Here is a 21,666-nt window from a genome sequence, read left to right on the forward strand (position 1 = left end):
TGGCTCTGGCTCTGGCTCTGGCTCTGGCTCTGGCTCTGGCTCTGGCTCTGGCTCTTCAGGTTGTGATTCGTCGGTAGACTCGTCAACAAAAAAATCGTCAGATTCAAAGCTTTCATCGCCTAACAGCGCAGTAAAGTAATCATCCAGTGCTTGTTCACTCGAGAGACTTGGCTGTGCCAATGTTGATTCTTTATTCGCGCTCATTTATCGCCAACCTTTCGAGATAAATAAGCAACTGTTTATAAGCAAAGACACCACGGCTACCTGATGCAAAATGAGATGCTGGCAAGCGTTTTAGACTTGCATCTCGAAACTTAGTATCTATCGGCACAGCAGATGTCCAAACTTGGTTAGGATAATCATCTTTGAGCTGCGTTAATGTTTGCAGTGAGGCTTTGGTTCGCTTGTCGTACATGGTCGGGACAATCGTCACCTTAAACGGTGTTTTGCGAGACTTCTGCATGATGGTCAAAGTGCGAATCATGCGCTCTAAGCCCTTCATCGCCAAAAATTCCGTCTGTACCGGAATCAAAATACGATCACTGGCAGCCAATGCATTCACCATCATCACACCCAGAATTGGCGGACAATCGATTAACACATAGTCGTAGTCATCTTTCAAAGCGGCCAAAGCGCGCTTCAAGATCAACCCCATGCCGCTTCGATTTCCCATTACGCGGTCTAATGTAGCCAAAGACATATGGGCAGGAATAATATCGATACCTTCAACTTCTGTTTGTAAAAGCAAAGGTCTTACTGTCTGCGCATTAAACTCACGCAACTGAAACAGATCAAACAGGCTCGATTCCACCGTATCTGAGTCGTAACCCAGATAGGTGGTCAGTGATGCATGTGGGTCAGTATCAACCAACAGAACACGGTGCCCCTTCAAAGCAAGTAAACCTGCTAGAGTCACGGTCGTGGTCGTTTTACCAACACCACCTTTTTGGTTTGCAACACTCCAAACAATCATTTCGATTTACCTAAGCTAACCCAACTTCAACCAAGATCCTTTCCGCGATGCGGTCTAGAGGTAGGTCTTCAGTAGAAATGCCAGCTTTTGCTACAGCTTGAGGCATACCATATACAACACAACTATCTTCGTCTTGTGCCCAAATCGTCGAGCCCGCAGTTTTCAACATACGCGAACCTTCTCGACCATCTGCGCCCATACCGGTCAGTATCATAGACAACACTTTGTCGCCGTAGATCTTCGCTGCAGAGCCAAATGTGACATCCACACAAGGCTTGTAGTTCATTCGGTCGCCGCCATCGATAACTCTTAGACGTGCAGACCCTGCACGGCCATCTACCATCATCTGTTTACCACCGGGAGCAAGATACGCCACTCCGGGTTTCAACACATCACCGTCTTGCGCTTCACGAACTTCAATCTTACACAAGGTGTTCAATCGACTAGCAAAAGCAGCGGTGAATGTGGCTGGCATATGCTGAACTAACACAATGGGATGTGGGTAGTTAGCAGGGATGCGCGTCAAAATCTTCTGTAGCGCAACAGGACCGCCAGTCGATGTGCCAATGGCAGTTAATTGATACTTTTTGCCCGAGGCTCTGAACTTCGCAGCGGTTGCTGCAGCAGATCTAGCGGCTGGAGCAGCATTAGAAACCGGTTGACGCAATGGCGTAGATGTTGAAGTCGTTGCTGTCGCTCTCGGTGCAATAGGAGCACGACGCATAAACGCACGCTTTGCAGCAATCTGAATCACACGCTGTTGAAGCAATGCAACCGCATCGTCGCGGTTACGTGCGATGTCTTCAAACTTCTTAGGTAAGAAATCTAGAGCACCTGCATCTAGCGCATCTAACGTTGCTCTCGCTCCATCATGCGTTAACGATGAAAACATCAAAATAGGCGTTGGAGACGCGGCCATGATTTCACGAACAGCTGTGATGCCGTCCATGACAGGCATTTCAATGTCCATCGTGATTACGTCAGGTCTTAGCTGTTTCGCTTTCTCAACGGCTTCTTTACCGTTTACTGCTACATCAATGACTTCTAGGCGAGCCTCTGAGTTGATGATCTCGCTAACGCGACGACGAAAAAAACTCGAATCATCAACGACTAATACTTTAATCGCCATATTTATCCTTAAATTAAATTCTTGACGCAGCTGCGTACTGCTTCAACAAGTCCGGCACATCTAGAATCAATGCAATGTGTCCGTCACTTGTAATTGTCGCGCCTGCCATTCCTGGCGTGCCTTGCAGAAGCTTATCAAGTGGCTTGATCACGACTTCTTCTTGACCGATAAGCGTATCGACAACAAAACCAACTCGTTGGCTACCCAGCTGTACGATAACAACATGGCCGTGCCCTTTACGCAGTTCAACAATACCCGCTTTAGGAGCAAGCCAGTTTTGCAAGTAGAACAACGGAATAGACTTATCGCGAACGATGATCGTTAGCTGACCATCAACCACGTTTGTGCGGCTTAAGTCTAGGTGGAAGATCTCGTTAACCGATGCCAATGGCAATGCAAATGGGTGACCCGCAACACCGACCATCAAGGTTGGTAGAATCGCTAGGGTTAGTGGAACCTTGATGGTGATCTTGGTGCCTTGTCCCATTTCTGAATCAATATCAATAGAGCCGTTCAGTGTGTTGATCGCCGTTTTCACAACGTCCATACCTACACCACGACCAGAGATATCTGAGATCTGCTCTTTGCTTGAGAAGCCAGGAGCAAAAATCAGGTTGAAACACTCTTTATTTGATAAGCGAGACGCTGCATCTTCATCCATCAGGCCACGTTTGACCGCAATAGCACGAAGCTTATCAGGGTCCATACCGCCACCGTCATCAACGATAGCCAGCTCAATATGATCACCTTCTTGAGAGGCAGACAAAATCACTTTACCCGTTTGTGATTTACCCGCAGCAACACGGTCGTTCGGCATTTCGATACCATGGTCGACAGAGTTTCTCACCAAGTGAATCAGGGGATCTGCAAGCGCTTCTACTAAGTTTTTATCAAGGTCCGTTTCTTCGCCACGCATTTCAAGAACGATGTCTTTCTTCAAGCTACGCGCAAGATCACGGACAACTCGTGGGAAGCGACCAAATACTTTCTTGATCGGCTGCATACGAGTCTTCATTACCGCACCTTGTAGGTCTGCAGTAACAACATCTAAGTTAGAGACAGCTTTCGACATTTCTTCGTCGTTGCTGTTGAGGCCTAGGCTGACAAGTCGGTTACGCACCAATACCAGTTCACCCACCATGTTCATGATGGTATCCAGTGTTGATGTATCAACGCGAACTGTCGCTTCAGCTTGCTGCTTCTTAGCCGGCGCTTTAACTTCAGCTTTTGCTGGAGCGCTCGGTTTAGGCGTTGCTTGCGGTGCAACTGCCTTAACTTCTGCAGGCTTAGTCGCTGCATCCAGTTCTTCAATCGAAGGTCCATTGCCTGATCCGTGTAACTGGTCCAGTAACTTCTCGAACTCTTCGTCAGTCATCAGATCATCGCCTTCAGACATCGCCGAAACAGGTGCTGCAGAAGGTGCTGGCGGTGGAGGAGGCGTTGAACTCGCAGCCGTCGGGCTGTTACCCGCACCATGCAGTTCATCTAGTAACTTTTCAAATTCATCGTCAGTAATATCACCGCTGTCAGCAACTGGCTGAGGTGTAACAGGTGCTGGCGGCGGTGTTGGTACAGAAGATGCTGTTGGCGAACCTCCTTTACCGTGAAGTTCATCAAGCAGGCGCTCAAACTCATCTTCAGAGATATCATCCACTGAAGAGGCACTGATGCTTGAACTTTCGACAACCGGTTCAGGGGCTGCAACGATCGGCTCAGGGATAACAGGTGTTGACGCTTCTTCTGGTGTAACTTCATCAACTGATTCTGGCTTACAGAGGCGGTGAAGTTCATCCAATAAAGATTGGTCAGCTGGTACTAAAGGTTCCTGATCTTGCACGGCGCGAAACTGTACATTGACTGTATCTAGCGCCTGCAGCATGGTATCCATCAAACCTGATGTTACGCTGCGTTGGCCGTTTCGTAGAATGTCGAACACATTCTCAGCACCATGACAAGTATCCACCAGCTCAGTTAATGCTAGGAAACCAGCACCACCTTTTACTGTATGGAAACCACGGAAAATAGCATTTAATAGGTCTTTGTCGTCAGGGTTATTCTCAAGCTCTACCAGTTGTTCTGATAGGAGTTCAAGGATTTCTCCTGCTTCGACTAAAAAGTCCTGAAGAATATCTTCGTCTAAATCGTAGCTCATACGTTACCTTTAAAATCCAAGACTGGATAACAAATCGTCGACTTCATCTTGAGATGCGACAGCGTCTTCGCGCTCTTCTGGGTTCATAATTGGACCTTCAGGCGCAATCGATGCTTTCTTCTCTGACTCTGGAGTTGGCTCTTTTTGATTCGCACCGAATACCGTGAGAATCTCGACCAAACGTCCTTCCACCTCATTCACCAAGGTAATAACTTTGCTAATTATCTGCCCAGTTAAATCTTGGAAATCCTGAGCCATCAAGATTTCAGTCAATTGTCCGCGTAGTTCAGTACTGTCGCCTTCTACTTGGACAAGCAATCCATCAATGCGGTGACATAAAGCTTTAAATTGTGCCAGCTCAATGCGGCCATGCATCAGTTCATTCCATTGAGGCCTTACTTGAAGTAAACACTCGTGTAGGTTGTCTGCAATTGGCATACAGCGATCGACAGCGTCCATCGTCTTGTTTGCCGCAACTTCCGTTTTATCAATGACATACTGAAGGCGATCCCTTGCGTCAGGGATTTCGTCATTTGCGATAACGCTGATGCGTTCATCGAAATTGAATTGAGTCAAAGAATCATGGAGGTCGCGTGTCAGACTTCCTATTTCTTGAAGCATTGGATTGTCTTGAAGACTAAAGTTATCTTCATAAATGCTTCTCACAAGAGAATCAGCATTTTGCTGCTCATCGTTCTCAAGCAGCTCTACTAATTTTTTTGCTTGTTCTAATGAAATCATCCTGAATTCGGCCTTACTCCGCATACTTTGTGCGCTTAGGCTATCGAGATAAACAGATAACTTATCAGCCAGTGTTTACCTAGAAGTGCCTAAATTTATTGATGCTTATAAGCGATCAAAAATCTTATCAAGTTTCTCTTTCAGCGTTGCAGCAGTGAAAGGCTTCACAATGTAACCATTAACACCCGCTTGCGCTGCTTCGATGATCTGCTCACGCTTCGCTTCTGCTGTGATCATAAGCACTGGAAGGTGCTTAAGTTCTGCGTCTGCGCGAATGTGTTTAAGCAGGTCAATCCCTTGCATGCCGGGCATGTTCCAGTCAGTTACCACGAAATCAAATTCGCCTTTTTTCAGCATAGGTAACGCGGTCAAGCCATCATCTGCTTCTTGAGTGTTGTTGAAACCTAAATCGCGAAGTAGGTTTTTAACAATTCGGCGCATCGTTGAAAAATCATCAACAATGAGAATTTTCATGTTTTTGTTCAAATTAGCCTCCACTGAATAGGATCAGTGTTGTTAGTCGTTCTGTGTCCAAGCACTTAACTTAGTGCGTAAACGCTGCATAGATTGGCTCAGTATTTGGCTGACACGAGATTCGCTGACACCTAACACTTCCCCAATCTCTTTTAAATTGAGTTCTTCGTCGTAATAAAGCGAAAGCACAAGGCCTTCCCTTTCCGGAAGTTGTTTTATCGAATCGATCAAAGCTTGGCGGAATGACTCATCAGCAACCCCTTGAAAAGGCGTATTATCTTGAGAGTCTTCATTCGGAGATATTACATCATCTGAGACGCCTAAATCTTCGATTCCAACCAGTCTTGAGCAATTAATGTCAGTTAAAGCACTGTGATACTGCTCTAAGCTGAGCCCCATGTGTTTTGCCACTTCGGCATCACTCGGGTCGCGGTTGAGGATACCCTCTAATTCCGCGATTGCACTGCTGATTTCTCGATTGTTTTTATGAACCGATCTCGGTACCCAATCCCCACGGCGAATGTCATCCAACATTGCCCCGCGAATTCGAATACCAGCATACGTCTCAAAGCTTGCGCCTTTGGTACCATCATAGTTTTGTTGCGCTTCAATCAAGCCGATCATGCCGGCTTGAATTAAGTCATCAACCAATACATTAGGCGGTAATCGCCCCAACAAGTGATGAGCGATACGTTTAACCAACACAGAATACTTCTCAAAAAAAGCCTGTTGGCTATTGTGATTAGCGTGTTGGTCGTAAGTAAGCGCTTTATTCACCAAATGGTTCCTCTATAAATTCAGTACGATTCAGCAGCCTTTCAACAAAGAACTCCAAGTGTCCACTTGGTGTTTTTGGTATTGGCCAGGTCAATGCTTTGTTAGCCAAAGAGCTGATTGCCAATGCAGCTGGAGAGCGAGGAAACGCATCGACTACGATTTTCTGTCTCTTGACTGATTGACGTACTTTATCATCTAAAGGAATACATGCTACGAGTTCGAGGCTCACATTCAAGAAGCGCTCTGTGACCAAAGTCAACTTTGCAAATAATTCTCGGCCTTCGCGGTAGCTTCTGACCATATTTGCAACAACTTTGAATCGCTGAACTTGGTGTTCTCTGCTTAAAAGCTTAATCAAAGCATATGCATCCGTGATCGAGGTAGGTTCATCACATACCACAACAACCACGTCTTGCGCCGCTCTTGAGAAGCTGATCACCATGTCCGAAATACCGGCTGCGGTATCAACCAACAAGATGTCCATCTCGTCTTCAAGCGAACCAAATGCGCGGATCAAACCTGCGTGCTGTGCGTGTGACAGTTCAGTCATGCTTTGTGTGCCCGATGTCGCTGGAATAATTTTAATTCCGTGCGGCCCTTCGACAATCGCATCCTTAAGTTCACATTCGCCAGCCAACACATGCCCAAGGTTTCGTTTAGAACGAATACCTAGCATGATATCGACGTTCGCTAGCCCTAAATCGGCATCTAGCACCATGACTTTTTTGCCTTGGCGCGCCATGCAAATAGCCATACCTAACGTCACATTAGATTTACCAACGCCTCCCTTACCACCGGTTACAGCGATAACTTTTGTGAGTGAAGGCTTGGTTAAGCGACGGAGGCCGCTAGCTTGATCATGTATCATATTTTCATTCATATTTATCCGCCGCCTAGAGCCCTTCAGAATCGCTATTCCAGTAATGAGGTTCATTCTCTGTAGATTTTTCTAATAGCTCATTAGCCTTAGCAATCATGTACTTTGGCTGAGCTATAACGATATCTTCAGGAACTCGTTGACCATTTGCTATGTAAGCAACTGGTAATGCATTTTGTATTACGACACTGATGAATTCACCTAGACTTAGGGATTCATCCAGCTTAGTCATGATGCATCCCGACAATGGGATTCTTCTAAAGTGCTCAATTGTTTCTTGCAGCACTTTGCGTTGCGCGGTTGCAGGCAACACAAGGTAGCTATTGATAACGGAACCACTCTCTTGCATCAATGTGTCTAACTGCTCAGATAGGCGAACATCTCGTTGTCCCATGCCTGCAGTATCGACCAGAATCAGGCGACGATTACGTAACTGATATATTACATCGGCCAGTTCGCTAGAATCTTTAGCAACTCTTACAGGACAACCCATAATTCGACCGTAGATCGATAACTGCTCATGTGCACCTATACGATATGTGTCAGTTGTCACTAGTGCGACGTTATCGGCGCCATATTCCATGGCAGCACGTGCAGCTAGCTTTGCAACAGTCGTTGTTTTACCCACGCCGGTTGGGCCAAGTAGAGCCACAATACCGCCGCGTTTTAAAATATCTTTTTGTGTAACGGAGATTTGATCAGCAACTAAGGCTAACAAAGCCTTCCACGCACGTGCCGGTTTAGTATCTTCAGGAATGTAGCAAGCCATTTGATCGGCAAGCTCTGCAGATACACCCATACGCTCAAGGCGCTTAATAAGCATCGCTCTGAGCGGTTCACGACGCTCAACTTCTTGCCACATTAACCCGGAAACTTGATGTTCTAACAGACGACGAATTGAGGTCATCTCTTCGCGCATCGTTTCCATTTCAGTATCAGAACCTTTGGATTGAGTATTCTCTCGACCACGATCATAACGAGTCGGATCCAAGCGAGGTGCCGGGCGCTCTACTCTGCGGTCTTCAGCAATCAACTTAGACAAACCCGTTTCACGAGCAAATGCTGAATCAAGATTGCCGTGAGACTGTTGGTTTCCGTGAGATTGCAGATGGCCATGAGACTGCAAATTGCTTTGAGTCTGATGACTATGAGGCTTATGACCCGTGCTTGATTGGCGATTGAGCAATGCTGACAATGAATCTTCATTTTCAGCACGATGTTGTGGCTCATCATCGGCGCCATGACTGTATTGCTTTAGCATGTTCGCAAAGCGCTTGGTCATTGAGCGTCCACCTTCAGCATTCGACTGTAGGCTAACCTTGTCATCATCTAATTGACGTCGCCCTGCAGGAGCTGCGGGCGCGGCCATTTGCGTATATTGGCTTTGGGCAGGCTGCTGAGGTTTATTTAGTCTCTGGCTCGCTGTCGACGGGCTGGATTCGCCATCAATAGCGGCAACAATTTCCACGCCACCTGCGACCTTTTTGTTAGACATGATCACCGCTTCTGAACCAAGTTCTTCTTTAACTTGGAGCAGAGCCGTTCGCATATCTTTTGCAAAAAATCGTTTAATTTTCAATTCGATTGTCCGTTCTAATTAGGCGGCTTAATTACCAACAGCTTGTACGATACGTATCTGCTTTTCGTCCGGTATTTCTTGGTAAGACAAGACTCGTAAGCTTGGGATCGTGTTCTTCACGAACTTAGCCAGAGTCGAACGCAACACGCCAGAGGTCAATAGTACCGCGGGCTCACCTTTCAGCTCTTGCTCTTGTGTAGCGTGGCTGAGGGAGGTCTGTAAACGTTCGGCTAAACCAGGTTCAATACCAGCAGATTCTCCGCCGGATGCCTGCATGGTTTGATGCAAGATTTGTTCCAGCTCAGGAATCAAGGTTATCACTGGCAATTCTGGCTCTATACCATTGATTTCTTGAACAATTAATCGTTTCAATGAGATACGAACCGCCGCAGTAAGTATGTCAGGTTCTTGACTCTTACTTGAATACTCCGACAAAGTTTGGACTATGGTTCGAATGTCACGAATTGGAATCGCTTCATTCAGCAGGTTCTGTAGCACTTTCACAACCACACCCAACTGCAATTGATCCGGTACAAAACCTTCCACCAGCTTAGGTGTTGAGCGGCTGAGCATCTCAAGTAAGTTCTGAACTTCTTCGTGGCCAATGAGCTGCGATGCGTTATTGGTTAGCAGTTGGCTAAGGTGTGTCGCCAGTACAGTAGAAGAATCGACAACGGTATAACCTAGAGCTTGTGCATGTTCACGCTGCTCTTCACGTATCCATACAGCTTCAAGGCCAAAGGCAGGGTCAATCGTCGGCTCACCATCGATCATACCGTAGACTTGACCTGGGTTAATCGCGAGTTCCATGTCTGGTTTTATCTCAGCCTCACCTACCGCGACACCCATCAAGGTGATTCGGTAGCTGTTTGGTGTCAGTTCTAGATTATCGCGAATGTGCACCGCTGGGATCAAGAAACCAAAATCTTGAGACAGCTTCTTACGCACACCTTTAACGCGTTCAAGCAGTTCGCCTCCTTGGTCTCTATCCACCAAAGGAATCAAACGGTAACCTACTTCTAAGCCAATAATATCAACAGGTTGAACATCATCCCAAGAAAGCTCTTTCTGAGAGCCTACTTCTCCATTCGCTTCAACGGTCGCCGGAAGGTTAGGTTCTTCCGCCTTCTTCTTGTTCTTTTTATCGATGTAATACGCCCCTGCACCCGCAACAGCTGCAAGGCTCAAGAACGAGAAATGTGGCATACCTGGAACAATACCCATGATGCCAAGGATTGCAGCGGTGATCATCAAGGCTTTTGGATTGTCGAACATCTGGAAGACGAGCTGCTGCCCCATGTCTTCATCAGTGTTTTGGCGCGTTACCATCATCGCGGCTGCAATAGACAGTAATAGAGATGGAATTTGTGCAACCAGACCATCACCGATAGTCAGTAGTGTGTAGATTTCAATTGCTTCACCAAAACCAAGGTCAAACTGAGCCATACCAATGCTCAAGCCACCAATGATATTGATGAATAAGATTAAGATACCAGCGATCGCATCGCCTTTAACAAACTTAGACGCACCGTCCATCGAACCGTAGAAGTCGGCTTCTTTGGTTACTTCAAAACGTCTCAGACGAGCCTGATCTTGGTCGATCAAACCTGCGTTCAAGTCGGCATCGATCGCCATCTGTTTACCCGGTAAGGCGTCCAAAGTGAAACGCGCGCTTACTTCCGAGATACGGCCTGCACCTTTGGTTACAACCATGAAGTTAATGATCATCAGAATCAAGAACACCACTAGACCTACGGCATAGTTACCACCGATAACCACGTTACCAAAGGCTTCAATCACGTTACCAGCCGCGTCGCCACCTTCATGACCATGAAGCAAGACCACACGTGTTGAAGCAACGTTCAAGGCTAATCGAAGCAGAGTCGCAATCAGAAGTACGGTCGGGAATGCAGCAAAGTCTAAAGGTCTGCGGGTATAAACCGAAACCAATAGCACAACCATAGACAATGCAATGTTAAAGGTGAAGAACATATCCAACAAGAAAGCTGGAATTGGCAACACCACCATAGCAAGCGTTGCAAGTACCATAACAGGTGCACCAACCGCAGGCATGGCACGGTTCGGGATTTTAGGTAGCTTGTCCGCAAAAGGCAGGGAGAATTTCATAAATCTAGACAGTTTCGCTATGTTGTAGCTCTCTGAACAAGTGGATTAGATCTTAGTCAGGGCTGTTTTGCTATGGGCTTATAATGTTCAGGCTTACTACAGCAAACACTGTACCAACATCTCACGTCAAATTATCGCCATCACCTCAATAAAAGGAAGATTGGCTAGATCACTATTATCAGGGTTCATCACGCAGAGCTCAAGCAATTGATCTAATGAAGTAAATCAGGTGGGATCGGCATATTAGAATCTTGCAGTTTTGGTCTCTCACCACCTCGTTTTCGGTACTGCTTAAGCTGGAAAACATATGCAAGCACCTGCGCGACAGCCGTAAACAGACCGTCAGGAATTTGTTGTTCTAGTTCAGTGGTGTGATAAAGCGCCCTCGCCAATGGCGGTGCCGGAACAATATAGATATCGTTTTCGCGTGCAATTTCTCGGATCTTCATCGCCATGTGGTCGACACCTTTGGCAACCACAATCGGCGCTTTATCTTGATTCTGCTTATAACGCAGTGCCACGGAAAAGTGCTCTGGGTTGGTCACAATCACATCCGCTTGAGGGACGTCTGCCATCATACGACGCTGAGCGGCTTCCCTTTGTAGCATACGAATTCGGCCTTTTACTTCCGGCTTACCTTCGGTATCTTTGAATTCGTCTTTAACTTCTTGTTTAGTCATTTTCAGCTGATCAGCGTGTTGCCAGATCTGAAATGGGATATCAATGGCAACCACGATCAGCAAAGAGCAACTGATTAAAAGAATGAAGTTAAGCAAGATATCCAAAGCATGAAAGATATTCTGCGGATACACATCCATACTCAGCTGCATTAAATCATGCTGAGAGGCCTGAATAAGGTAAATAGCCATGCCTGATACAAGTGCCACTTTCAAAATAGATTTCAGCAGTTCAACCCAGCTTTGTAGGCCAAACATACGCTTGATACCACTGAGTGGATTGAGCTTAGACGCCTTTGGCATTGCAGCTTGCATCGAAAAGTTAATCCCGCCAACACCTGCCGCACCAATAACAGCCGCAACAAACAAAGTTATCAAGATTAAGAACAGTGGAAACAGTAAGTTCACCAGTGCGCCACCAGCGATTTCAAGGAGCTTGTTGGTGTCAAAGATCTCGTCGCGGCTCAGAGAAAACAGACGTTGCATGGCCTCGAACAAAGCCTTCGCCATCGATTCGCCAAACCACATTAATGCAATCGCACCGACTATCAGTACCGACGCTGAAGCTAGCTCTTTTGATCTTGCAACCTGCCCTTTCTCTTTGGCCTGTTGCAAGCGTTTGGGCGTGGCGTCTTCTGTGCGTTCTTGACCGTCTGACTCTGCCATTTCAGTCTCCTAGCAATCTAACCGGATTAGACGACATATCTGTTGTTCGCCTTGCATCCAGAATAGCTCATAGTGACTATACAAGCCGCCAAGGATGTACCAACAAAGTAACAGACCCACGAGTAGCGCAAATGCAAAACCCAAAGAAAAGATATTTAACTGAGGTGCAGCACGCGTCATTACACCAAAAGAAAGGTTAATCGTTAACAGTGCGATAATGCCCGACAAGGACATCGCCAATGCCGTTTTGAACATGATACCAAGCCACAACGCGAGTTCTCGAAAATCAACCGAAGTCAAAGAGCCACTGCCAATCGGCAAAGTCTTAAAGCTGAACACCACCAACTGCAGCATTTTCAAGTGACCGTCGGTTGCCAAGAAGAACATAGTGGCAAGTAGCATGAAGAGCTGACCCAATACTGGCGTGTTCTGTCCATTGGCTGGGTCGACCATAGAAGCGAAGCCCAAGCTAGATTGCATACCAAGGATTTGACCGAGCATAACAAAGGTTTGAATCATGAACTGAGTGACAAAGCCCATCGCCACACCAATCACAATTTGCTCAAAGACGGTTAGGAAACCTTGGAAAGAGAGCAGTTCAATCTCTTTTGGAACCGCGGGAATCGCGGGCATTACGGCAAAGGTGATCGCCAAGCCTAAATACAGACGAATACGCGGCGACACAAAGCGCGCCCCTGTTACCGTCATCACCATCAGCATGGCTGAGATGCGAGTGTATGGCCAAAAATAATTGGCTAACCACTCTAGTACAAGGCTCGTCGGGTATTCCATATCGATTTAATACAGAACTTGCGGCAAGCGTTCGATGAGTTCAAAAAAGAACTCCATCATCATCTGAGTCATCCAGTGTGCAAATAGCATCAACGCCAACAAAGTCACAATCAAACGCGGCAAGAAACTCAGTGTTTGTTCGTTGATAGAGGTCGCAGCTTGGAAAACAGCGACGACTAAACCGATCAGCAGGCTCGGGATGATAATGGCGCAAACCATAATGAGTACCATCCAAAGGGCATCTCGGAACAACTCTACGAATATTTCAGGATTCATTATTCCCCCAGCTACAAGGCAAAACTGCCAGCGAGAGTGGAGAGTATCAAGTTCCAACCATCAACAAGAACAAACAGCATCAACTTAAACGGCAGCGATACAATCATTGGTGACAACATCATCATACCCATAGCCATTAATACCGATGCCACTACCAAGTCGATGATTAGGAACGGCAAGAACAACATAAAGCCTATCTGGAAAGCCGTTTTCAACTCTGACGTGATAAATGCAGGAATCAGAACCGCCATTGAAACATCTTCAGGGTTGGTCACTTCCGCACCAGAGATCTCAACAAAGGTTTCTAGATCTTTGATTCGAGTCTGTTTAAGCATAAAGGACTTAATCGGTTCTTGGGCAACATCGAATGCCTGTCGTGCCGATATCTGTTCATTGAGATAAGGCTGAACTGCTTGTTCGTTAACTTGATTAATCACTGGCGACATGATGAAGAAGGTCAAGAATATCGCGATACCAATAATCACTTGGTTAGACGGTGTTTGTTGTAGACCCATTGCCTGACGCAAGATAGACATCACCACCACAATACGGGTGAACGAGGTCATCAAAATCACCATCGCCGGCAAGAAGCCAAGCATGGTCATTAGAGCCAAGATCTGTAGGTTTATCGAGTAGTCTTCACCACCATTAGCATTGGTTGTCATGGTAAAGGCAGGTATGCCACCACCATTGCCGGTTAAGCTACCCGTTGTCATGGTTTGCGATTTGGCTTGGTCTTGTTCCATCGTGCTGATGGTTACCGACTCTGAGCCAGCGGTATTCGCAGGAATGACGGTGCCATCTTCAGCCTGTGCAAATACCGACATACTGAATACGAGTGAGCAGAGGAGAGTGAGCTGAACCAACAACATTTTAACCATTCGGAAAGCTCCGTTTTGGCAAACGTAAGATGAGTTCAAAAGTCCGTTACTTGTTTGCATCTTTTTTTATTAGCTGGGAAAGCTGACTTGAAAATGTACTTTTTTCCAGCATCTCCTGAGTAAGAGGTTTATCGAGCTTAGAAATTAGCTGGATAGATTGCGTGGTAATCCCGACTAAGAACTGATCATCACCAGCTTGAACAATAGCGATGCGTTCTTTAGTACCTACAGGAATTTGCCTAACAATCGCCAAGCCTTGCTGATTCGACATTGCAGGCACTTGCATGCGCTTGAGTAGCCAAGCAATAAATAAGATGAAGGCTATAACGAAAATTAGCGACCCAAAAGTGGTCGCTAAATCGAGAGATGGCGGCGTTGCAGCAAAGGCAACAGAAGGAGAAGATAACAAAGCTCCCCCCATAATTAGCCTAGCCAATCTTGGAGACAGAAAGCTCATTAACGCAGCTTCTTAATTCGTTCTGTCTGGCTGATAACGTCAGTCAAACGAATACCAAACTTGTCGTTCACCACAACCACTTCACCATGAGCAATCAAGGTACCGTTTACCATCACATCCAGTGACTCACCAGCAATTCTATCTAGCTCAACAACCGAACCTTGGTTCAACTGAAGTAAATTACGGATACTGATCTGAGAGCGGCCAACTTCCATTGAGATAGTCACGGGGATATCCATGATGGTATCCAGTTTACGACGCTCATCTTCAGAAATCGGAGACGATGAATCGGTTAGCTCATCAAGTGGTGCCGCAAGCACGTCATCAACATCAATTGACGGTGCTGAAGGATCTTCACCAAGTGCCGCAGCCCACTCGTCTGCTAGCTTTTGATCTTCACTAGGTTCCATTACCAATTCCTATACTTTTATCTATTTTGCTATTCGTCATCGTCGCTATTTTCCAGCTCAGACATTAAGTCCTTGCCTAGAAAAGCGAGATCAGTTTTAACCACATGTGGTCTTTGAATTTTTTCAGAAATCTGTACTGCGAGCTTCTCACCGGAACGGCCCATTTTCACACGATACGTTGGCAGCTCTTCAACGAACATAGTCGCATGCTCAGGCATGTTCATTGGAATGACGTCACCGGGTCGCAGCTCCATCAAGTCACGCAGAGAAATATCTTGCTCTAGCAAGTTCACACGGAAGTTAACCGGCACATCCATAATTTCATCACGCAGCGCGGTACTCCAACGAACATCGGTTTCCATTTTGTCTGATTGAACACCGGCATCCAGCAGTTCACGAATCGGCTCTACCATGGAGTAAGGCATCACGACGTGGAAGTCACCACCACCGCCATCCACTTCAATGTGGAATGAGCTTACAACAATCACTTCTGTTGGGCTCACAATGTTCGCCATACTTGGGTTCACTTCAGAATCCAAGTATTCAAACTCAACCCCCATCACTGGAGACCAAGCTTCTTTGTAATCTTCAAAAACAATTTTCAACAGTAACTGAATAATTCGTCTTTCGGTTGGCGTGAATTCACGGCCTTCAATCTTAGCGTGGAAACGTCCATCACCACCAAAAAAGTTCTCTACGAGAATAAAAACAAGACGAGCTTCCATGGTGATAAGTGCCGTGCCTTTCAGCGGGCGGAAACGAACCATGTTTAAACTAGTGGGTACATACAATGTGTTTTGGTACTCACCAAACTTCATCATCTGCACGCCGTTGATCGACACTTCAGCTGTTTTACGTAACATATTAAACAAGCTAATCCGCATATGACGTGCGAAACGCTCGTTAATAAGTTCAAGGGTCGGCATTCGACCACGGACGATTCGATCTTGAGATGAGAAGTCGAAATTGACCGCACTATCATTGTCGGTTTCTAAGACATCTTCTACGTCTTCAACATCATCAACGCCATGTAATAGCGCATCAATTTCGTCTTGGCTTAATAAATCGGTCACAAATTACCTATTGAATTACGAAGTCAGTGAATAACACTTTTTCAATCACAGGCTGGCCAACAGCTTGAGCCAGGCTTGCTTTAATATCTTCAGTCGCCTTATTTCGCAGTTCAACTCGCCCAGTTGGAGAGCGCAATTGATCAACCGTTGCTGAAGCGAACGTTGCTAATAAAGTACTCTCTACAAGAGGAGAGTGGTAACGAGCCAAGTCTTCATTCTTGCTGCCACGCACCATCAACTGTGCTTTTATCTGAACTAGGCGGTCTTTTTTATCACCTGTCACATTGAACAAGAAGGGCTGAGGGATATTAACATACATAACAGGCTCGGCTGCGACCACAGCAGTAGTAGGCTGAGACTGAGATTCTGAGGCACTATCATCAGAGCCTAAAAAAAAGAACAGTGCGCCACCTACGCCAAGTAGTAAAACGACTACCGCTACAATGATGATGAGAAGCTTACTCTTCCCTTTAGGTGCATCTTGTTCTTCTGCCATATTTTGCTCTAACTTCCTGTTCTTTCGATTAACTGACGGTACTTTCTATTAACTGGTTCTGTCTATTAACTAAGTGTACTTAGCCTGATATTAGGCATAATAACTAATTCCATCACGCTTTGATGCGACATTCAATTCAAGATTGCTGCCACTATCAAGGTTTTCATCACCTTGACCATCATTTGTGCGGTTAGCGCCGGATTGTTGTTCACCATTGTTGTATCTATCTTGCCCCTGGCCAGAGTTCTGTTGTTGAACTGACGAATCGGCAAGCTGCATCCCTTGTTGAGCGAGCATCTCTCTCAGACGAGGTAAGGTTTGCTCAATCACATCTCTCGCCTGCTGATTGCTCACGGTAAAGTGCACGTTCGCGACGTCATTATTCATGGTCATTCGAATTTTCATCTGCCCCAATTCAGGTGGGTCGAGTCGGATGTCCAAGTTCTTAAGGTTTTTAGACATCATCATTTGGACTTTTTCAGCTACCTGCTCATTGGCTAATTCTTTGGTGAGCTGTAAAGGAGCCTGTTGAGCAGCTTGAATTTCAGCTCGCGTAGGTGCCGAACCAACCGTTGCTGTACCTTGTGCGCCGGCCGCAGCAGCGATCTGCTGAGCAAAGGCCGAATCTTTAGAATCTTCTTTAGCACCCGCTTTTCCAAGACCAGACAGTGCAGCTGCACCGGCTCCAGTTTTAAGTAACATGTCCGTTGAGCCGGCTTTGGTCGCTGCAGGTGCTGCATTCATCGCCACCCCTTGCGCAGTTAAAGCAGGGTCTAGCGCAGCTTGTTGTTGAGGTGAAGCAAGGTTAGCTTGTTGAGCCTCTGCCTGTTGGGCCGCGTGCGCATTATTGGCATGCAACATTGCTGCCTTGTCTGAGACAGCATTGGCTGCAGCTTGAGACGAGGCCTGTGATGTCGCTTGCTGAGCAGCGGTTGCGACAGCTGCTGTCGATGCTACTGCCGCTAAGGCTTTAGCTTCATTCGAATTTGCATTATCCCAATCAATCGCAGTTGGGTTATCTGAGGTGCCAGTTGCGTTCGGGGCTTGGCTTAGTAAAGCACTAGCTTGTTGTTGAACGTTGGCGAACTGTTGATTCAACACTTCTATATTAGAGGTTGCTTTAGCTAAGGCAGCTTGCTCGTCGACCGTCAACTTAGCACCACTTTGTTGTTTTTGAAGCAAACCATCCACTACAGACTGCTCTGATTCAATCTGAGCGTTCAATTGGTTCAACGCTTTGGTATGAGCATCAACCTGTTTCGCTAGCTCAAGTTCAGCTGGTGAGAGTGCTTGGCTTTGATCGGTAGTAACCGCGCTAGCCGCATTTTTTTGGTTCAGCTCTCGACTCATACTTGCTTCAATTTGTTCTGGGGTAACGCCTTTATCCATCAGCTGTCGAATTTCATCATCTGATAACTGAGACACTCCCTTACCTCCGGTAAGCACAGCGATTTCAGAATCGACCTCAAGGCTCTTCTCTTGATTTGCTGCACTAGCTTGTTGTGTCGCATTACCCGCAATTGAAATTCCTGCAACAGAAGCACCCGCGACATTACCTTGGACTTGATCTATCTGACCTTGCTGAGGCAAGCCTTTGCCGTTTGGCGCTTGATTTAGAGCTTTGTTTGCCTCATCCAACTGACCAAGCAATTTATTGCCTTCACTCATCGCTACGCTGGCTTGCGACGCCTGCGTAGAACCATCTACAGCTGATAAACCCTGAGCTTGAGAAGCCTGTTCTTTAGAATCGTTAGTCGTAGCCTGCGCGTCTTTACCAGCCGCCTTATCTGCGACATTGTTATCAGAGACAGTGTTATCAGCGATGGTGCTATCAGTGCTTGTATTAGCTTTGAGCTGAGCCTCCGTTCCAGACACAGCCTCTGCAGATGTTATATCTGTGGCTTTGTCGCCCTCTACTTCTGAAGCCACTTGTTTACTTTGTGCTTCGCTCACTTCGTCAGTCGCCTTTGATTTCGCTGAATCACTTTTCTTCGCTTCAGCTGACGCTTCACCTTCAGTAGCGGCGTGCTTTTCGTCAGATTTCGACGCGTTTTCAGTGTCTTTTACTGCGGCTTTACTGGCACTTTCTTCAAAGCCGAGCGCTTCTTTAAAAGACTCAAAGAAACCTTTAGCGTCGCCGGTCTCTTCTACCTTTGAAGAGGTAGAACCGGTGTCCAACAACGATGACGTTTTGTTGGTCGCTGAATTTGAGGAAAGACTAACATTCATATATACAAGCTCTATCTACTAGCTTTGCTGCGATGAATCATGCAACAAAAAGAAAGTCGGGTGCTTTTCATGCCTTTGGTGGACACGACGCGCAATTTTATATAAAACGGAGCAAGAAACATGCCTATAAGTTCTGTTCTCTCAACCTAAAGAGCTGTGGCTACCTTATTCATGGCTTAGGATCACATCTTCTTTCGGCTGTATAACAAAGTCGAGAACTCATCCATTTGCTTTTGTTCTCTTTGATCTTGCAGTTTTGCTTTCTCTTTCTGCTTTTTTTCCATCAACCACTCATAGGATTTACGTTTTTTGCGTAACTCCATCCAGTAGTTTTGACAGTTGTCGACTTGATTTTTAAAGTGGTGCTCCGCTTCTCTCTGTTTAGAAAGTGTTTCATCTAATTGAGTTAAGAAGCGGTTTAAGTGACCATATTGACTCGCCGTTAACCCGGCCTTGCCACGGTCGACAAGCTGCTGGCAGTAATCAAGTCGGTACTTTTCAATCTGCGCAACCTGCTCATAGTAACCTTGCAGCTCCGAGTTCGCTTTGTTGAGCGCGAGTACAGCTTGGTTCTCTTGATCTTTGGCTTGATCGAGCAAAAATTCTAATGCGTTATCCATGACTAACCTTATTCACTCGTTAGCCACCCAATACATGCTTTAACATGTTGACACACATGTCGTATGGGACAGTTTCTTTCATCTTCTGCTGCAAGTATTCATCCAGTTTTGGCTTCAAAGTGAAGGCACTATCAATTGCAGGATCAGTTCCTGGCTTGTAAGCACCAATCGAAACCAAATCTTGGTTTTTGCGACAAATAGACAGCACTTGCCTTACCGCTTTCGACATCAAAACATGTTCTTCAGTGGTAATTTGCGGCATAACACGACTGACAGATTTCTCGACATCGATCGCAGGGTAATGACCCGCATCCGCCATCTCACGCGACAACACAACGTGTCCATCAAGGATCGCTCGCGACGCATCAGCAATGGGGTCTTGTAAGTCATCGCCTTCGGTTAACACGGTAAAGAAAGCCGTAATCGAACCTTGTTCATCATTGCCGTTACCCGCACGTTCCACCAGCGCTGGAAGCTTGGCGAATACTGATGGCGGATAACCTTTAGTTGCTGGCGGCTCACCAACAGACAGAGCAATTTCACGCTGAGCCTGAGCAAAACGGGTCAATGAGTCCATCAACAACAAAACATCTAAACCTTGGTCGCGGAAATACTCGGCTACAGCCAACGCAGTTTGACAACCTTTTAATCGCATCAGTGGCGATGAGTCAGCAGGAGCCGCGACCACCACCGACCGCTTACGACCATCTTCACCAAGAATCTCTTCAATAAATTCTTTAACTTCTCGTCCACGCTCACCAATTAGACCTACAACCACTACCTGCGCGGTTGTGCCTCGAGTCATCATACCAAGCGTAACCGACTTACCGACACCAGAACCAGCGAACAGACCGATACGCTGTCCTTTACCTACGGTAAGTAGGCCATTAATCGCCTTTAAACCCACATCGAGTGGTTCAGAAATCGGTTTACGAGCTAAAGGGTTGATTGGCTCAGCATTAAATGAAGCGCGCTGCTCGGTATAGATTGGACCTAGCCCGTCGAGTGGATTGCCTACGCCGTCGATCACTCGACCAAGCAGCTCCATACCTACAGGGATGCCACTTTCAGTGGTCATCGGTGTCACACGAGCGCCAGGTAAGATCCCAGTGATTTGCTCACTCGGCATCAAAAATAGGTTATCGCCTGAAAATCCGACGACTTCGGCTTCCATCTGACCAGACATAGTTTCAACTAGACACAGGCTGCCGATCGGAGCTTTACAGCCAGTAGCTTCAAGCGTTAAGCCAACAACGCGGACTAACTTACCTGATGCAATTGGTCGCGATTTTAGCCCTTCGACTTTGTATTGGCTAAGACGATTCGCTAACTCAAGCATTACTCATGACCCTGGTGACGGTTTGCACCACAGAAGTTCTGAATGACGTTTTTCACGCGATCTTCCATGCGGTAGTTAACGCTTGATTCACCCGCTTCGATTTGTACATCACCACGATTAAGTGCAGGCTCCGCAACTAGCGTCCAATTACGGCAATCCAATTCTGTTTCGCCATACGCAGAGCGAATAATCGCCACATCTTCCGGGTTAAGCTTCAAGGTAATCGCATGACCAGAAATTGGCAGGGACTCTACCGACTCTTTCACGGTATCTAATATGATTTGTGGATTGGTTTGTACTTCAACATGAACCACTTCTTTGACCATGGTCAGTACCATGTCTACCAGCTGCTTCTCAACCTGAGCATTCATCAGCTCTAATGGCTGAGCAAACTGGTTGGCAAGCCCCATAAAGATGGCAACTTGTTGCTGAATGTACTCTTGGCCAGCAGTCACGCCTTCAAGCTTACCGGCTTGATTGCCTTCTTCGTGGCCAGCGGCAAACCCTTCTTCTTTGCCTTTTTCGTAACCTTGTTTAAAACCAGCCTCTTGCCCTTGATGAAGGCCTTCTTGATAAGCACCTTGTTTGATCAGTTCGATCTGCTCTTCAGTTAGAACCAACTCTTCATCTTCAATGGCCTCTTCAACTGTCGGCATCCAACCAGGGTCGTAGTTAAACGCCGTTTCTTTGGCTTGTTTATTCACATCAGAGGTATAGTCAGGTAGCCCCCATTTCTGAGGTTGGGCAACCGTATTATCTTCTTCAGGGCGAAGGAAGCCGCGTTTTCTATCACCTGACATATCAGTACCTATCTATGAGTACGTCCAACTGCATTGTCAATTCAAGCAGTTAAACAGAGTTAATCTGTGGTTCGAAATTGGATAAAGAAAAGCCCCAACAGTGTGGGGCTTTTGAGGTTTC

Annotated in this window: 21 protein-coding genes and 1 pseudogene; all 22 read right to left on the minus strand. The window is 46.4% G+C overall.

Annotated features, from left to right (window positions below; translation table 11 throughout):
• A pseudogene (locus tag ACED45_RS18750) lies at positions 1-204 on the minus strand (chemotaxis protein CheW); the annotation flags it as partial.
• A complete protein-coding gene (locus ACED45_RS18755; protein ID WP_017064111.1) occupies positions 191-973 on the minus strand; it encodes a ParA family protein in 783 nt (260 codons plus the stop codon). The gene ACED45_RS18755 and the pseudogene ACED45_RS18750, both read right to left, overlap by 14 nt.
• Positions 974-983: 10 nt before the next feature.
• Positions 984-2,102 (minus strand): protein-glutamate methylesterase/protein-glutamine glutaminase, encoded by a 1,119-nt coding sequence (locus ACED45_RS18760; RefSeq protein ID WP_371714725.1) that lies wholly within the window; start codon positions 2,100-2,102, stop codon positions 984-986.
• Between the two features lie 13 nt (positions 2,103-2,115).
• Positions 2,116-4,254, minus strand: coding sequence for a chemotaxis protein CheA (locus ACED45_RS18765; protein ID WP_371714726.1), 2,139 nt, complete (start codon positions 4,252-4,254; stop codon positions 2,116-2,118).
• 9 nt (positions 4,255-4,263) lie between these two features.
• Positions 4,264-4,995 carry a protein phosphatase CheZ gene (locus ACED45_RS18770; protein ID WP_017064113.1) on the minus strand — a complete coding sequence of 244 codons (732 nt, stop codon included), beginning with the start codon at positions 4,993-4,995 and terminating at the stop codon, positions 4,264-4,266.
• Positions 4,996-5,100: 105 nt separating this feature from the next.
• Complete coding sequence (gene cheY, locus ACED45_RS18775; protein ID WP_016767062.1) at positions 5,101-5,469, minus strand: chemotaxis response regulator CheY; 369 nt, start codon at positions 5,467-5,469, stop codon at positions 5,101-5,103.
• Positions 5,470-5,511: 42 nt separating this feature from the next.
• Positions 5,512-6,246 (minus strand): RNA polymerase sigma factor FliA, encoded by a 735-nt coding sequence (locus ACED45_RS18780; protein ID WP_017060667.1) that lies wholly within the window; start codon positions 6,244-6,246, stop codon positions 5,512-5,514.
• Positions 6,239-7,126, minus strand: coding sequence for a MinD/ParA family protein (locus ACED45_RS18785; protein WP_017060668.1), 888 nt, complete (start codon positions 7,124-7,126; stop codon positions 6,239-6,241). The genes ACED45_RS18780 and ACED45_RS18785 overlap by 8 nt, the downstream gene beginning before the upstream one ends.
• A gap of 13 nt (positions 7,127-7,139) precedes the next feature.
• Complete coding sequence (gene flhF / locus ACED45_RS18790) at positions 7,140-8,702, minus strand: flagellar biosynthesis protein FlhF (protein ID WP_371714727.1); 1,563 nt, start codon at positions 8,700-8,702, stop codon at positions 7,140-7,142.
• Between the two features lie 27 nt (positions 8,703-8,729).
• Positions 8,730-10,829: a flagellar biosynthesis protein FlhA gene (gene flhA, locus ACED45_RS18795; protein WP_371714729.1), complete on the minus strand. Its 2,100-nt coding sequence runs from the start codon at positions 10,827-10,829 to the stop codon at positions 8,730-8,732.
• 212 nt (positions 10,830-11,041) lie between these two features.
• Positions 11,042-12,172, minus strand: coding sequence for a flagellar biosynthesis protein FlhB (flhB, locus tag ACED45_RS18800; protein WP_371714730.1), 1,131 nt, complete (start codon positions 12,170-12,172; stop codon positions 11,042-11,044).
• A 9-nt stretch (positions 12,173-12,181) separates the two neighbouring features.
• Positions 12,182-12,964: a flagellar biosynthetic protein FliR gene (gene fliR, locus ACED45_RS18805; protein WP_017060672.1), complete on the minus strand. Its 783-nt coding sequence runs from the start codon at positions 12,962-12,964 to the stop codon at positions 12,182-12,184.
• 6 nt (positions 12,965-12,970) lie between these two features.
• Positions 12,971-13,240 (minus strand): flagellar biosynthesis protein FliQ, encoded by a 270-nt coding sequence (gene fliQ, locus ACED45_RS18810; RefSeq protein WP_029235191.1) that lies wholly within the window; start codon positions 13,238-13,240, stop codon positions 12,971-12,973.
• Positions 13,241-13,251: 11 nt separating this feature from the next.
• Positions 13,252-14,181: a flagellar type III secretion system pore protein FliP gene (gene fliP, locus ACED45_RS18815; RefSeq protein WP_371714731.1), complete on the minus strand. Its 930-nt coding sequence runs from the start codon at positions 14,179-14,181 to the stop codon at positions 13,252-13,254.
• The gene (fliO, locus tag ACED45_RS18820; protein WP_123301866.1) at positions 14,168-14,578 is read right to left on the minus strand and encodes a flagellar biosynthetic protein FliO; all 411 of its coding nucleotides are present in this window, start codon (positions 14,576-14,578) and stop codon (positions 14,168-14,170) included. The genes fliP and fliO overlap by 14 nt, the downstream gene beginning before the upstream one ends.
• Entirely contained in the window at positions 14,578-14,988 is a 411-nt protein-coding gene (gene fliN / locus ACED45_RS18825) for a flagellar motor switch protein FliN (RefSeq protein ID WP_004739851.1), read from the minus strand. The genes fliO and fliN overlap by 1 nt, the downstream gene beginning before the upstream one ends.
• Positions 14,989-15,017: 29 nt before the next feature.
• Complete coding sequence (gene fliM, locus ACED45_RS18830) at positions 15,018-16,061, minus strand: flagellar motor switch protein FliM (protein ID WP_060983689.1); 1,044 nt, start codon at positions 16,059-16,061, stop codon at positions 15,018-15,020.
• 7 nt (positions 16,062-16,068) lie between these two features.
• Positions 16,069-16,557 carry a flagellar basal body-associated protein FliL gene (gene fliL / locus ACED45_RS18835; RefSeq protein ID WP_146492312.1) on the minus strand — a complete coding sequence of 163 codons (489 nt, stop codon included), beginning with the start codon at positions 16,555-16,557 and terminating at the stop codon, positions 16,069-16,071.
• Positions 16,558-16,647: 90 nt separating this feature from the next.
• Entirely contained in the window at positions 16,648-18,786 is a 2,139-nt protein-coding gene (locus ACED45_RS18840) for a flagellar hook-length control protein FliK (protein ID WP_371714732.1), read from the minus strand.
• A 182-nt stretch (positions 18,787-18,968) separates the two neighbouring features.
• Positions 18,969-19,406 carry a flagellar export protein FliJ gene (gene fliJ, locus ACED45_RS18845; RefSeq protein ID WP_017631772.1) on the minus strand — a complete coding sequence of 146 codons (438 nt, stop codon included), beginning with the start codon at positions 19,404-19,406 and terminating at the stop codon, positions 18,969-18,971.
• Between the two features lie 19 nt (positions 19,407-19,425).
• A complete protein-coding gene (fliI, locus tag ACED45_RS18850) occupies positions 19,426-20,745 on the minus strand; it encodes a flagellar protein export ATPase FliI (protein ID WP_017060680.1) in 1,320 nt (439 codons plus the stop codon).
• A complete protein-coding gene (gene fliH, locus ACED45_RS18855) occupies positions 20,745-21,545 on the minus strand; it encodes a flagellar assembly protein FliH (protein WP_048661519.1) in 801 nt (266 codons plus the stop codon). The genes fliI and fliH overlap by 1 nt, the downstream gene beginning before the upstream one ends.
• Positions 21,546-21,666: the final 121 nt, after the last annotated feature.

This window comes from Vibrio crassostreae (assembly GCF_041439375.1).
GTDB classification, from domain to species: domain Bacteria; phylum Pseudomonadota; class Gammaproteobacteria; order Enterobacterales; family Vibrionaceae; genus Vibrio; species Vibrio crassostreae_D.